Below are 12,903 nucleotides of genomic sequence, written 5' to 3'. Positions count from 1 at the left end.
CTCGATCGCATGACTATCCGCCTCCTGCTTCGATTTGCCCTCGCGCTGCTGCTTTGTGCCGCCAGCGGCCTTGTTTTCGCCGCCACGCCGAAGGCCTTCACCGCCACCTACCGCGTGCTGCGCGACGGCTCGCCGATGGGCGAGGCGACGGTGAGCCTGAAACCGCTGGACAACGGCCAGTGGGAATACAGCAAGCACGTGCGCGGCACTTCCGGGCTGGCCGCCATGCTGGGTGCCAACCTCGACGAGGTGTCGCACTTCCGCTGGAAGGGTGATGTACCCGAAGCGATCAGCTACGACTACCGGCTGGATGCGGCGATCAAGACGAAACAGCGCCACGTCACCGTCGACTGGGGCAAGCACCGGGTCACCGTGGACGAAGGCAAGGGCGCGACCACCTATCCGTCGCAGCCCGGCATGGTCGAGCGCAACACCACCGCGCTGGCGATCGGCCTGGCGCTGCGCGACGGACAGAAGAAGCTCGCGCTGCCAGTTGCGGTGAAGCAGGACGTGGAGACGCAGCGTTTCCAGGCCACCGGCAGGGAGAAAATCATCGTGCCGGCAGGCAGCTTCGACACTGTCCGCGTGGACCGCACCGATGCCGATCGCGGCTTCAGCGCCTGGTATGCCCCGGAGCGTTATCCGCTGCCCGTGAAGCTGTCGCAGAAGGATGGCGGCGACCTGACGATGGAGCTGGTGAGCTTCCGCTAACCGCGCATTTGAGCCCTCTCCCCTCCGGGGAGGGGGTTGGGTGAGAGGTCGGGGGCTCACGGGAAGGCAAAGGCGGAGCGAAAAGCAAGACTCCCTTCGTAGCGCGTCTGTCGCAAGAGCGGCCCCTCCCCAGCCTCTCCCCCTCAGCGGAGAGGCGGCAAGGGCGTCAGCTCGGCAGGCGGCGGATCTTCGCCCCCAGCACGCCGAGCTTCTCCTCGATGTTCTCGTAGCCGCGATCGATGTGGTACACGCGGTCGACTACCGTGTCACCCTGGGCGACCAGGCCGGCCAGCACCAGGCACGCGGAGGCGCGCAGGTCGGTGGCCATGATCGGCGCACCGCTCATGCGCTCGACGCCGCGGATGATCGCGGTGTTGCCTTCCAGGCGGATGTCCGCGCCCAGCCGATGCAACTCCTGCGCGTGCATGAAGCGGTTCTCGAACACTGTCTCGGTGATCACGCCCACGCCCTCGGCCACGCAGTTGAGCGCAGTGAACTGCGCCTGCATGTCGGTCGGGAAGGCCGGGTACGGCGCGGTGACGATGTTCACCGCCTTCGGACGCCGACCGCCCATGTCCAGCTCGATCCAGTCCGGCCCGGTGCTCAGGTGCGCGCCGGCCTCTTCCAGCTTCGCCAGCACCGCGTCCAGCGTGTCGGCGCGAGCGCCGCGGGCACGCACCTTGCCGCCGGTCATCGCCGCGCCGACCAGGAAGGTGCCGGTCTCGATGCGATCCGGCAGCACCTCGTACTCGGCACCGTCGAGGCGCTCGACGCCATGAACCACCAGCGTGGCCGTGCCGATGCCTTCGATGCGGGCACCCATCGCGACCAGGCAATGAGCCAGGTCGACCACCTCCGGCTCCTGCGCGGCGTTCTCGATCACCGTGGTGCCCTCGGCCAGCGTGGCGGCCATCAGGATGTTCTCGGTGCCGGTGACGGTGACCATGTCCATGGCGATGCGCGCGCCCTTCAGGCGCTTGGCCCTGGCCCGGATGTAGCCGTTCTCCACCGTGACCTCGGCGCCCAGCGCCTGCAGGCCGCGGATGTGCTGGTCGACCGGGCGCGAGCCGATCGCGCAGCCGCCGGGCAGCGACACCTCCGCCTCGCCGAAGCGCGCCACCAGCGGCCCGAGCACCAGGATCGAGGCCCGCATCGTGCGTACCAGGTCGTACGGCGCGACGTGGCTTTCGATCGTGCGCGGATCGACATGCATCTTCATGCGGTCGTCCAGCACCAGGTTGACGCCCATGCGGCCGAGCAGCTCGATGAAGGTGGTCACGTCGTGCAGATGCGGCACGTTGGAGATCGTCACCGGGCCGTCGGCCAGCAGGCAGGCGGCCAGGATCGGCAGCACGGCGTTCTTGGCGCCGGAAATGGCGACTTCGCCGTGGAGCGGCTCGCCGCCGCTGATGAGGATCTTGGCCATGAGGGTCCTTCTTGGATGAGCAAAGCCGGCGCAGCCTCAACGGCGCGCCGCGGCTTCCTCGGGAGTCAACGTCTTCAGCGCCAGTGCGTGGATCGCCCCGCCCATCAGCTCGCCCAGCGTGGCGTACACCATGCGGTGGCGCGCCAGCGGCAGCTTGCCGGCGAACTGGCCGGCGACCACGGTGGCTTCGAAATGCACGCCATCGTCGCCGCTGACCTGCGCGGTCGCGCCGGGCAGGCCGGTCTCGATCAGTGCCTGGATGCGGGCAGGGTCCATCGGAGGGTCCATCGGAGGCGCGCGGCGGCTGGGATTCCCAACGCTTGATGAATCCGGTGCGCGGCCATATGACGTTAAAATGCGAATATGCCATGGTAATGGAAATCCCGTGGCGCAGAAATGCCAACGGCTTCCGCTGCACTACGAGATCCCATGAACGCACGCATCGCCCCGCCCGTCGCCAACCTCGACCCGGACGCCATTGCCCGGAGCGGGCGCACAGTGATCGCCACCGAGGCGGCCGCGATCCGCGCGCTGGAACCGCGGGTGGACGCCAGCTTCATCGAGGCCTGCCGGCTGATGCTGGCCTGCCGCGGGCGCCTGGTGGTGACCGGCATGGGCAAGTCCGGCCACGTCGGACGCAAGATCGCCGCTACCCTGGCTTCGACCGGCACGCCATCGTTCTTCGTGCATCCGGGCGAGGCCAGCCACGGTGACCTGGGGATGATCCAGCCCGACGACGTGGTGCTGGCGCTGTCCAACTCCGGCGAGACCGACGAGCTGCTGTTCATCCTGCCGGTGATCAAGCGCCAGGGGATCCCGTTGATCGCCATCACCGGCAACCCGAAGTCCTCGCTAGCGCACCAGGCGGATGTGCACCTTGACGCCAGCATCTCCAGCGAGGCCTGCCCGCTCGGCCTTGCGCCCACCGCCAGCACGACCGCGGCGCTGGTGATGGGCGATGCGCTGGCGATCGCGCTGCTGGAGGCGCGTGGCTTCACCGCCGAGGATTTCGCCCGTTCGCACCCGGCCGGCAGCCTTGGCCGTCGCCTGCTCCTGCACATCAGCGACATCATGCACACCGGCGAAGGTATCCCGGCGGTGGCGCCAGGTGCCAGTCTCACCCAGGCGCTGATGGAGATGACCCGCAAGCACCTGGGCATGACAGCGGTGATCGATGCCGAGCGCCAGCTGTTGGGGGTGTTCACCGACGGCGACCTGCGCCGCGCGCTTGACGATGAAGAGGTCAACCTTCGCGGCGCCACAGTCGAAGCGCTGATGACCCGCGGCCCCAAGACGATCACCTCGGACAAACTGGCCATCGAAGCTGCCCAGTTGATGGAAAAGCACCAGATCAACGCCTTGCTGGTGGTCGACGAGCAGCAGCGCGTGGTCGGCGCACTGAACATCCACGACCTGCTGCGCGCCCGCGTAGTGTGATCGGGAGCGGGTGCGGGGGAAGCGGCAAGCGTCGGCACCGCCGCAGTCCGTACCTCGCCTCGTTCCGCATCTTCCCTGTCCACCGATCCTCGCCCTGACAACCATGCCCTACCTCACCAACCTCCCCGCCGACCTGATCGCCCGCGCCGCCGGGATCCGCCTGGCGGTGTTCGACGTGGACGGCACGCTCACCGACGGGCGCCTGTACTACGGCGAGGACGGGCGCGAGACCAAGGTGTTCTACGTGCAGGACGGCCTGGGCCTGAAGCGCCTGCAGGTGCATGGCGTGCAGGTGGCGATCATCAGCGCGCGGATCAGCCACCCGGTCGCGCTGCGCACGGAGGAACTGGGCATCACCCACGTCTACCAGGGCCAGGGCGACAAGCGCGCCTGCCTGCTCGAACTGCTCGACGCATTGAAGCTCGCCCCCGAGCAAGTCGCGTTCGTCGGCGATGATCTTCCCGACCTGCCGGCCATGCGCGTGGCGGGCCTGGCCGTGGCGGTCGCCAACGCCCATCCCTGGGTCATCGAGCAGGCGCACTGGACCACCGGCCGCGCCGGCGGCCAGGGTGGTGCGCGCGAGGTCTGCGACCTGATCCTGCATGCGCAGGGCAAGGCCGGCAACGAGAAGGAGCGCTGGCGGTGAGGGAGTGGCTGCGCGACCGCCGCCTGGCGGCGGTCATCGTCGTGGTCGCGTTGCTGGCCGGCGCAGCCCAGCTGCTGCTGTGGTGGATCGGCCCGGCGCCCAAGCCGAACGAGTTCGTCGGTCCGCCGCGCTCGGGCTACACGCTGACCGACTTCAAGCTGACGCAGTACGGCGCCGACGGCCTGCCCAGCTTCCTGATCGATGCGCCCCGGCTGGAGCGGCGCGAAGGTGACGAATCGCTGTACATCAACAAGCCCGATTTCCGCCTGCCCTCCAACCAGACGGCGGTGCCGGACTGGCTCGGGCACTCGTTGTACGGCTGGGTCAACCACGACGGTACGCTGCTCAAACTGCAGGGTCCGGTACACATGGAACGGGCGGCCTTCGACGACACGCCCCAGACGACCATCGATACCGCAGAAGTCACGGCCTGGCCCAAGCAGAACCGCCTCGAAACCGCCGCCCCGGCGCAGCTGGTGCAAGGCGGCACTAGAATCCACGGCGTCGGCATGCGTGCCGACCTCAACGACAAACACCTGGAGCTGCTCGATGACGTCCACGCCACGTTCCCGCCTCGCCAGCATGCGCGCTAGCTGCGCGCTGGCCGCGCTAGGCCTGCTCGTGCTGTCGCCGGCGCATGCCAAGACCACCGACCGCGACCAGCCGATGAATGTGGACGCCTCGCATTTCGACGGCTTCCAGAAACCCAACAGCGTGAGCACGCTGACCGGCAACGTGGTCATCACGCAGGGTTCGCTCAGGGCGACCGCCGACCGCGGCAAGGTGTACTTCGATGCCAACAGCCAGATCAGCCGCGTGGTGCTCACCGGCAGTCCCGCCCACATCCAGCAGCTGGATGACAACGGCAATCTGATGCAGGGCGACGCGGCCACCATCGACTACCAGGTGACCAAGGACTTCGCCGTGCTGCAGGGTCACGCCTCGATCACCCAGCAGGGCCGCGGCGAAGCCCATGGCGACCGCCTGACCTACAACACGCAGACCAGCCAGATGACCGGCGACAGCGGCGGCGACAACCGCGTGCACATGGTCTTCAAGCCCAAGCCGAAGTCGGGCGCGCCAGCGGCACCGGCCGGCAACGTGCCAGCACCGTCCGGCACCACCACGGCACCGGCCGGCAACGCTCCGGCACCGGCCACCAGCACGCCGTCGCCCGCACCCGCTACCAGCAGCGGACAGCCCTGACCGATGCTCGCTGCCGAAGGCCTGCAGAAACGCTACCGCTCGCGCCAGGTCGTGCGCGATTTCGGTTTTTCCATCCGTCAGGGCGAGGTCGTCGGCCTGCTCGGCCCCAACGGCGCCGGCAAGACCACCTGTTTCTACATGGTGGTGGGCCTGATCGAGGCCGACGGCGGCACGATCCGGCTCGACCGCCAGGACATCACCGGCCTGCCCATGCACGCCCGCGCGCGGCTGGGCATCGGCTACCTGCCGCAGGAGCCCTCGGTATTCCGCCGCCTGAGCGTGGCCGACAACATCATGGCCGTGCTCGAACTGCGCGAAGGTCTCAGCGCCCGCCAGCGCAACGAGCAGCTCGAAGGCCTGCTGGACGAACTGAAGATCGCGCACATCGCCGACCAGAAGGGCATCAGTCTCTCCGGTGGCGAGCGCCGCCGCGTGGAGATTGCCCGCGCGCTTGCCGCGCAGCCACGCTACATGCTGCTGGACGAGCCATTCGCCGGCGTCGACCCGATCTCCGTGGGCGAGATCCAGCGCATCGTGCGGCACCTGAAGGAACGCGGCATCGGCGTGCTGATCACCGACCACAACGTCCGCGAAACGCTGGGCATCTGCGACCGCGCCTACATCCTGAACGACGGCGAAGTGCTCTCGCGCGGCACCCCCGCGCACATCCTGGCCGACGAAAAAGTGCGCGAGGTCTATCTCGGTCGCGAATTCAAGCTGTGACGCGGCGCCCGCCGGCGCATGCCACGACTATGGTCGCGTCACAGCCAGCGGGGTAGGATGACCAGCACGTTTCTCCCCCAACGGCTGGCATGAAACCCGGACTGCAGTTCCGCCTCAACCAACAGCTGACCCTGACGCCGCAGTTGCAGCAGGCGATCCGGCTGTTGCAGCTTTCGCAGCTGGAGCTCGAGGCCGAACTGAGGCAGATCGCCGAGGGCAACCCGCTGCTGGAATTCGAGGAAGAGGCAGCGCCGGGCGAGACCGAGGAAGAAACCTTCGCTGCCGCCCCGGCCGAAGCGCCCACGGTAGACCACGACGTCGACGACGGCGCCGACTGGGGCGAACCCGACGCGCCGGCCGAGGCGCCGATCGATTTTTCGCTCAGCGGCACCGGCGCAGGTTCAGGCAGCCGTGGCGACGAGGATTTCGAGCCGCAGAACGCGGCCCCCGAAACATTGCAGGAACACCTGCTGTGGCAATTGAACCTGACCCCGCTGGGCACGCGCCAGCGGCTCATCGCCACCATCATCATCGACGCCCTGAATGCCGACGGGTACCTCGCCGAAGGCATCGATGGCGTGCTTGCCGCGTTGCCGGCCGACCTGGACGCCAGCGTCGACGAAGTTGAAGCGGTCCGTCGCCAGTTGCAGCGCTTCGACCCCACCGGCATTGCCAGCCTGGACCTGCGTGACTGCCTGCGCGTGCAGCTGGAACAGTTCGACCCCGCCACGCCGCAGCGCGAGCTGGCCATGCAGATCGTCGCCGGCGAACTGGAACTGCTCGCCCGCAACGACGTCGCCCGGCTCGCGCGCAAGCTGCGCACCAGCGAGGAAGACGTTGCCGCTGCCGCATTGCTGATTCGCAGCCTCGATCCGCGGCCCGGCGCCGCGCTGGACGCCACGCCGGTCGAGTACGTCGCGCCTGACGTCTACGCCTACAAGGAAGGCACCCGCTGGAAGGTCAGCCTCAACCCGGACTGCCAGCCGCGGCTGGGGCTCAACCAGCATTACTGCAGCCTGATCGCACAGGCGCGCGGCGAGGATGCCAGCTGGATGCGCGGCCAGCTGCAGGAGGCACGCTGGTTGATCAAGAGCCTCGAATCGCGCGCCGAGACGCTGCTGAAGGTGGCCGACGCCATCGTGCGCCGGCAGAGCGCCTTCCTCGACTACGGTCCCGAGGCCATGCACCCGCTGGTGCTGCGCGAGGTGGCCGAAGAAGTAGGCATGCACGAGTCGACCATCTCGCGCGTGACCACGCGCAAGTACATTCACACGCCGCGCGGTACGTTCGAGCTGAAATATTTCTTTTCCAGCGGCGTCTCCACCGAGGACGGCGGCGGCGCCTCGGCCACCGCCATCCAGGCCATGATCAAGAAACTCATCGACGCGGAGGATCCACGCAAGCCGTTGTCCGACCAGGCGCTGGCCGAGGAGCTCAATCGCAAGGGCATCCAGGTGGCCCGCCGCACCGTGGCCAAGTACCGCGAGGCCCTGCGCATCCCCAGTTCCAGCGAGCGCCAGCGCGCCGGCTGAACGAGGGACTTGGAACCGGCCGGAACGCGCCCATAGGAATGAAAGACCGGCGTGCCGAGAGACCACCGGCATGCCGACCCCGCCGCCCCACGGCGGCCTGTACCAGAAGGAGGCGAACCTATGCAGTTCCAACTCACCGGCCAGCAGATCGAAGTCACCCCCGCCCTGCGTGCGCATGCCACGTCACGGCTCGATCGCCTGACCCGCCTCGACGAGAAATGCACCGGCCTGAGCATGGTGCTGTCGCTGGACAAACTGCAGCACTGTGCGGATGCCACGCTCACCACCAACGGCAAGGCACTGCACGCGGCAGGCTGTGGGGCCGACATGTATGCGTCCATCGACCTGGTGTTCGACAAGCTCGCCGCGCAACTGCGCCGCCACCGCGACAAGGTGACCGACAAGCATCCGCAGGAGGCGCGCGACGCGCGGCAGTTTGGCTGAACGGCCGCACCCGGAAAGAATGCCGGAAGAGAAAAGGACCCGCCCGCGTGGCGGGTTCTTTTTTGCCCGCGAATAGCACCCGCCCGCCTTCCGCACCGCCCGCCCCCGCATAGCTGGCACAATGGCTCCCGTTGCCCGCCGGCAGGAAACACAGGCCTTGGAACGTCTCACCGCACGACAACTCTTCGACGGCGTCCACGAGCGCATGGGCCTGCGCTGGATATCGGGCATGCGTGGCGAGGGACGCGTGATCGAACCGGGCGCCACCGCCACCCGCCGCCCATCGCTGATCGGGTACCTCAACGTGATCTACCCGAACAAGGTGCAGATCATCGGTACCGAGGAGCTCAACTGGCTCGACAGCCTGGATTCCCGCCAGCGCTGGGAGGCCATGCACAAGATCGCCGCCTACCAGCCGGTGGCGCTGATCGTGACCAAGGACCAGACGATCCCCTCCGACCTGCGCGAGGTCGCCGAGGAAACCCACACGCCGCTGTGGATCAGCGCCAAGCGCGGCCACGAGCTGCTGACCTGGATGCAATACCACCTGGCGCGCCTGCTGGCGCCGCGGATCACCCTGCATGGCGTGTTCCTGGAGGTGTTCTCCATCGGCGTGCTGATCACCGGCGAGTCCGGCTCGGGCAAGAGCGAGCTGGCGCTGGAGCTGATCAGCCGCGGCCACCGGCTGGTCGCCGATGACGCGACCGAGTTCACACTGATTGCGCCGGACGTGATCGACGGCACCTGTCCCGAACTGCTGCAGGACCTGCTGGAGGTGCGCGGCCTGGGCGTGCTCAACGTGCGCGAGATGTTCGGCCACACCGCCGTGAAGCATTCCAAGTACCTGCGCCTGGTCGTGCACCTGAAAAGCCTGCGCGACGGCGAGGACATCGACGCGATGACGCGACTGACCGGCGATACCAGCCATCGCGAGATCCTGGAGGTGTCCGTGCCGATGATCACCATCCCGGTGGCGCCCGGCCGCAACCTGGCGGTACTGGTGGAAGCGGCGGTGCGCCACCATATGCTCAAGAGCAAGGGCATCGATGCCGCGCAGACCTTCATCGACCGCCAGGCGCACCAGATGCGCCGGCTTCCGCCATGGTGAGTTCCGTGAACAACCACGACGAACCGCTCCCCGCGAGCAACAGCGATCCCAATGCCGTGCACCTGGTGGTGCTGACCGGCATGTCCGGCGGCGGCAAGACCGTGGCACTGCGCGCGCTGGAAGACCTGGAGTTCTACTGCGTCGACAACCTGCCCAGCGGACTGCTGCCGCAACTGGTGCAGTCGGTGATGCACAACGGCGGCGGCCGCCGCCGGCGCATCGCCGTGGGCGTGGACGTGCGCAACCGCGGCGAGGATTTCGTGCACATGCCACTGGTGCTCTCCCAGTTGGCCGCCGCCGGCGTGCAGGTGCATCTGGTGTTCCTGGATTGCCGCGACGAAGTGCTGATCAAGCGCTATTCGGAAACCCGCCGCCGCCACCCGCTGGCGCTGCGCGGCGTTTCGCTGGCCGACGCGATCGCCGAGGAACGTCGCCTGCTGCGCCCGCTGGTGGGCATCGCCGAGAAGGTGATCGATTCAAGCGAGCTCAACGTGCACCAGCTGCGCCGGCTGATCGCCACCGGCTACGCGGCGGCCACCGAGGGCCTGACGCTGATGTTCCAGTCGTTCGCCTTCCGTCGTGGCTTGCCGCTGGACTCGGATTTCGTCTTCGACGCGCGCTGCCTGCCCAACCCGCACTGGCAGCCCGAGTTGCGTCCGCTCTCGGGCAAGGACGCGCCGGTGCGCGGCTTCCTCGAGGCCGATCCGCTGGTCGGCGAATATTTCGACGACACGGCACGCTGGCTGGACGCCTGGTTGCCGCGCTTCGAGCAGGACGACCGCAGCTACGTCACCATCTCGGTGGGCTGCACCGGCGGCCGGCACCGTTCGGTCTACCTCGTCGAGCGCCTGGCCGCGCACTATCGTGCCAGGCGCGAAGGCGTGCTGGCCTTCCATCGCGAGCTCGAATGATGGCCATCCTCCATACCCACAGCGGAGCGCGGCCATGAGCGTCGGCGTTCTCCTGATGACCCACGAAGCGGTCGGCAAGGCGCTGATTTCCGCCGCCCACCACGTCATGCCCAAGCTGCCGCTGAAGGTCGACGCGGTCGAGGTGCCGGCGCACGCCGATCCGGACGTGATGCGCACGCTCACCGCCCACCACGCGCGCGAGCTCGACCAGGGCGATGGCGTGCTGGTGCTGGCCGACCTGTACGGCGCCACGCCCTGCAACATCGGACTCTCGCTCGCCGCGCTCGGGGTACGGTTGCGTTGTGTGTCCGGGCTCAACCTTCCCATGCTGCTGCGCGTGCTCAACTACGCCGAGAAGCCCTTGGACGAACTGGCGCAGGTGGCCGCCCACGGCGGCCGCGGGGGAATCTTCATCGACCATGCTTGAACAGGATCTCGTCGTTTCCAACAAGCTCGGCCTGCATGCGCGCGCCTCGGCCAAGCTGGTGCAGCTGGTGCAGGGTTTCAAATCCACCGTGTGGCTGGTCAGCAAGGGCCGCGAGGTCAACGCGCAAAGCATCATGGGCGTGATGATGCTTTCTGCGGGCATCGGCACGCCGATCACCGTGCGCGCCGAGGGGCTGGACGAAGCGCAGGCGCTCGCTGCCGTCGTCGCGCTGTTCGAGCGCAAGTTCGACGAGGGAGCATGACGTGAAGGCGCGGAACGGTGAACACGAGACGGGCAACGCGCAGGCTCACGCAAGCGGGCTGGCCACCGCTCCGTCCGGCACGTGCCGGCGCATGGGCGTGCGGCCCGGATGGCCCCTTCCCCGCGCCCTGGTCTCCGTTCCCGGCGACTCCAGCGGAACCGCCCCATGAGACAGCTGCTGCCGGGCACTGCCGCTTCCAAGGGCATGGCCCTGGGCCGCGCGCGGTTGGTGCAGCCGAGCCGCTACCTGGTCGACACGCGCCCGCTGGCCGAGGACGAGGTCGAGGGCGAGCTGGACAACCTGCACCGCGCGCTTGATACCGCGCGGCAGGAACTGCACGACCTGCGCGGCCGCCTGCACGGCGCGCTGGCGCGCGAGGTCAACGAATTCATCGACGCGCACAGCCTGCTGCTTGACGACAAGGAATTGCTGCGGGGCCTGGACGACCTGGTCCGCATCGGTCATTACCGCGCCGGCGTGGCGCTGAAGAAACAGCGCGACCGCCTCGCCAAGGTGTTCGAGGCCATGGACGACCCGTACCTGCGCAGCCGCCGCGAGGACGTCGACCAGGTGATCAACCGGGTGATCTCCGCGCTGCAGCGCCAGACCAGCCGCGAGGAGCGCAAGCTCGCCGCGCGCGTGGGCGAGATCCTGGTCGCCGACACCATCGCCCCGGCCGACATGGCGCACCTGGTGGGCAACGGCTTGCTGGGCGTGGTGGCCAGCTCGGGCAGCGCCTACTCGCACAGTGCGATCCTCGCCCGCAGCCTGGATTTGCCGATGCTGGTCGGTACCCGCGACGCGCTGGCCACCATCCACGACGAAGACCTGGTCCTGCTCGACGCCGAGCGCGGCGAGACCATCGTTCATCCAACTGCGCAGGATCTCGCCCGATACCGCGCCTGGCAGCGCGAGGCCGCGGCCGAAGGCCGGCGTCTGGCCAAGCTTGCCAATGCCCCCACGCGCACCCGCGACGGGGTGCCGGTCAGGCTGTTCGCCAACGCCGAGACCGCCAGCGACATCGCCATGGCGCGCGCACGCGGCGCCGATGGCGTGGGCCTCTACCGCACCGAATTCCTGTTCCTCAAGCACAAGGGCCTGCCGTCGGAAGACGAACAGTTCAACGCCTACCGCGACCTGGTGCTGGGCATGGGCGGCCTGCCGGTAACCATCCGCACGCTCGACCTGGGCGCCGATAAGGCCGACGCCGCCGGGCTGGCCGTGCGCGGCGAGGACAACCCGGCGTTGGGCGTGCGCGGCGTGCGCCTGTCGCTGCGCTACCCGGCGGTGTTCACCACGCAGATCCGCGCCATCCTGCGCGCCGCCTGCTATGGCCCGGTGCGCGTGCTGGTGCCGATGGTCACCCAGCCGGACGAACTGATCGCCGTACGCACGCTGTTCAAGCTGGCGCGCGAGGACTTGAAGCACGAAAACGTCGATTTGCCGGAGAAGCTGCCGCTGGGCGCGATGGTCGAAGTCCCTGCCGCCGCGCTCAACGTGCGCGCACTGCTGGAACATGCCGACTTCCTCGCCATCGGTACCAACGATCTTGCCCAGTACGTGCTCGCTGCCGACCGCGGCAACGACGGCCTGGAGAACATTTACAACCCGCTGCAACCGGCGCTGCTGCGCCTGATCGCCTACGTCATCGCCGCCGGTCGCCGCGCCGGAAAGCCGGTGAGCCTGTGCGGCGAGATCGGCGGCGATGTCGGCTTCACCGCCCTGCTGCTGGCGCTGGGCCTGTGCGAATACAGCATGCACCCGAGCCAGATCCTGCACGTGCGCGACCGCCTCGCCACCCTCGACCACGCCGCGTTGCGGCGCCACGCTTCCCGCCTGATTCGAGCCCACACCCTCGAGGATGTCGAGACGCTGCTGGCGCAACTCGCTGGCTAGGCCGCACGCGCCGTAGTCACGCCCCGGCGCCGCTGCACCCGCATCCCGCTGCTGCGAAACCGGGCAGCGCAAAAAAAAGGGTTCTTCGCAGGTTTCCGTGGAGCGTTTTCCCTAGCATCGATAACTTAGACCTTTCGAGAGAGGTCTAAGGGACGTTCCATGCTGGATCGGAAG

The 12,903-nt window shown here is 68.2% G+C and carries 15 protein-coding genes; 13 read left to right on the top strand and 2 right to left on the bottom strand.

Features of this window, described 5'->3' with window-relative positions; all coding sequences use genetic code 11:
• Positions 1 to 9: 9 nt before the first annotated feature.
• Positions 10 to 711 (top strand): DUF3108 domain-containing protein, encoded by a 702-nt coding sequence (locus tag BMZ38_RS15160; RefSeq protein ID WP_091339638.1) that lies wholly within the window; start codon positions 10 to 12, stop codon positions 709 to 711.
• Positions 712 to 877: 166 nt separating this feature from the next.
• Here BMZ38_RS15160 and murA read toward each other — a convergent pair whose 3' ends face one another.
• Positions 878 to 2,137, bottom strand: a complete 1,260-nt coding sequence (murA, locus tag BMZ38_RS15155; protein WP_091339635.1) for a UDP-N-acetylglucosamine 1-carboxyvinyltransferase — start codon at positions 2,135 to 2,137, stop codon at positions 878 to 880.
• A 36-nt stretch (positions 2,138 to 2,173) separates the two neighbouring features.
• Positions 2,174 to 2,413: a BolA family protein gene (locus BMZ38_RS15150; RefSeq protein WP_091339632.1), complete on the bottom strand. Its 240-nt coding sequence runs from the start codon at positions 2,411 to 2,413 to the stop codon at positions 2,174 to 2,176.
• 153 nt (positions 2,414 to 2,566) lie between these two features.
• On the opposite strand from BMZ38_RS15150, the gene BMZ38_RS15145 reads away from it, so the two are divergent.
• The 12 genes from BMZ38_RS15145 to ptsP all read left to right on the top strand — a co-directional run bounded on the left by BMZ38_RS15145 (position 2,567) and on the right by ptsP (position 12,729).
• On the top strand, positions 2,567 to 3,574 hold the full coding sequence (locus tag BMZ38_RS15145; protein WP_091339629.1) for a KpsF/GutQ family sugar-phosphate isomerase: 1,008 nt from the start codon (positions 2,567 to 2,569) through the stop codon (positions 3,572 to 3,574).
• A 103-nt stretch (positions 3,575 to 3,677) separates the two neighbouring features.
• Complete coding sequence (locus BMZ38_RS15140; RefSeq protein ID WP_091339627.1) at positions 3,678 to 4,220, top strand: KdsC family phosphatase; 543 nt, start codon at positions 3,678 to 3,680, stop codon at positions 4,218 to 4,220.
• On the top strand, positions 4,211 to 4,813 hold the full coding sequence (lptC, locus tag BMZ38_RS15135) for an LPS export ABC transporter periplasmic protein LptC (protein WP_091339625.1): 603 nt from the start codon (positions 4,211 to 4,213) through the stop codon (positions 4,811 to 4,813). The genes BMZ38_RS15140 and lptC overlap by 10 nt, the downstream gene beginning before the upstream one ends.
• On the top strand, positions 4,803 to 5,426 hold the full coding sequence (gene lptA / locus BMZ38_RS15130) for a lipopolysaccharide transport periplasmic protein LptA (protein WP_342707663.1): 624 nt from the start codon (positions 4,803 to 4,805) through the stop codon (positions 5,424 to 5,426). The genes lptC and lptA overlap by 11 nt, the downstream gene beginning before the upstream one ends.
• A 3-nt stretch (positions 5,427 to 5,429) precedes the next feature.
• Positions 5,430 to 6,149 (top strand): LPS export ABC transporter ATP-binding protein, encoded by a 720-nt coding sequence (lptB, locus tag BMZ38_RS15125; RefSeq protein ID WP_091339621.1) that lies wholly within the window; start codon positions 5,430 to 5,432, stop codon positions 6,147 to 6,149.
• A gap of 89 nt (positions 6,150 to 6,238) precedes the next feature.
• Positions 6,239 to 7,681 carry an RNA polymerase factor sigma-54 gene (locus BMZ38_RS15120; protein ID WP_091339619.1) on the top strand — a complete coding sequence of 481 codons (1,443 nt, stop codon included), beginning with the start codon at positions 6,239 to 6,241 and terminating at the stop codon, positions 7,679 to 7,681.
• 120 nt (positions 7,682 to 7,801) lie between these two features.
• Positions 7,802 to 8,125, top strand: a complete 324-nt coding sequence (hpf, locus tag BMZ38_RS15115) for a ribosome hibernation-promoting factor, HPF/YfiA family (RefSeq protein WP_091339616.1) — start codon at positions 7,802 to 7,804, stop codon at positions 8,123 to 8,125.
• A 205-nt stretch (positions 8,126 to 8,330) separates the two neighbouring features.
• On the top strand, positions 8,331 to 9,233 hold the full coding sequence (hprK, locus tag BMZ38_RS15110) for an HPr(Ser) kinase/phosphatase (RefSeq protein WP_246807299.1): 903 nt from the start codon (positions 8,331 to 8,333) through the stop codon (positions 9,231 to 9,233).
• A complete protein-coding gene (gene rapZ / locus BMZ38_RS15105) occupies positions 9,227 to 10,144 on the top strand; it encodes an RNase adapter RapZ (RefSeq protein WP_091339612.1) in 918 nt (305 codons plus the stop codon). The genes hprK and rapZ overlap by 7 nt, the downstream gene beginning before the upstream one ends.
• Positions 10,145 to 10,178: 34 nt before the next feature.
• On the top strand, positions 10,179 to 10,571 hold the full coding sequence (locus tag BMZ38_RS15100) for a PTS sugar transporter subunit IIA (protein WP_091339610.1): 393 nt from the start codon (positions 10,179 to 10,181) through the stop codon (positions 10,569 to 10,571).
• Positions 10,564 to 10,833 (top strand): HPr family phosphocarrier protein, encoded by a 270-nt coding sequence (locus tag BMZ38_RS15095; protein WP_091339606.1) that lies wholly within the window; start codon positions 10,564 to 10,566, stop codon positions 10,831 to 10,833. Before BMZ38_RS15100 ends, BMZ38_RS15095 begins: the two co-directional genes overlap by 8 nt.
• Positions 10,834 to 10,998: 165 nt before the next feature.
• On the top strand, positions 10,999 to 12,729 hold the full coding sequence (gene ptsP, locus BMZ38_RS15090) for a phosphoenolpyruvate--protein phosphotransferase (RefSeq protein ID WP_091339603.1): 1,731 nt from the start codon (positions 10,999 to 11,001) through the stop codon (positions 12,727 to 12,729).
• Positions 12,730 to 12,903: the final 174 nt, after the last annotated feature.

The sequence above is a fragment of the Frateuria terrea genome (assembly GCF_900115705.1).
GTDB classification, from domain to species: Bacteria; Pseudomonadota; Gammaproteobacteria; order Xanthomonadales; family Rhodanobacteraceae; genus Frateuria_A; species Frateuria_A terrea.
Note: the sequence above shows the minus strand (reverse complement) of the source record. Positions and strands in the feature narration are given on the sequence as shown.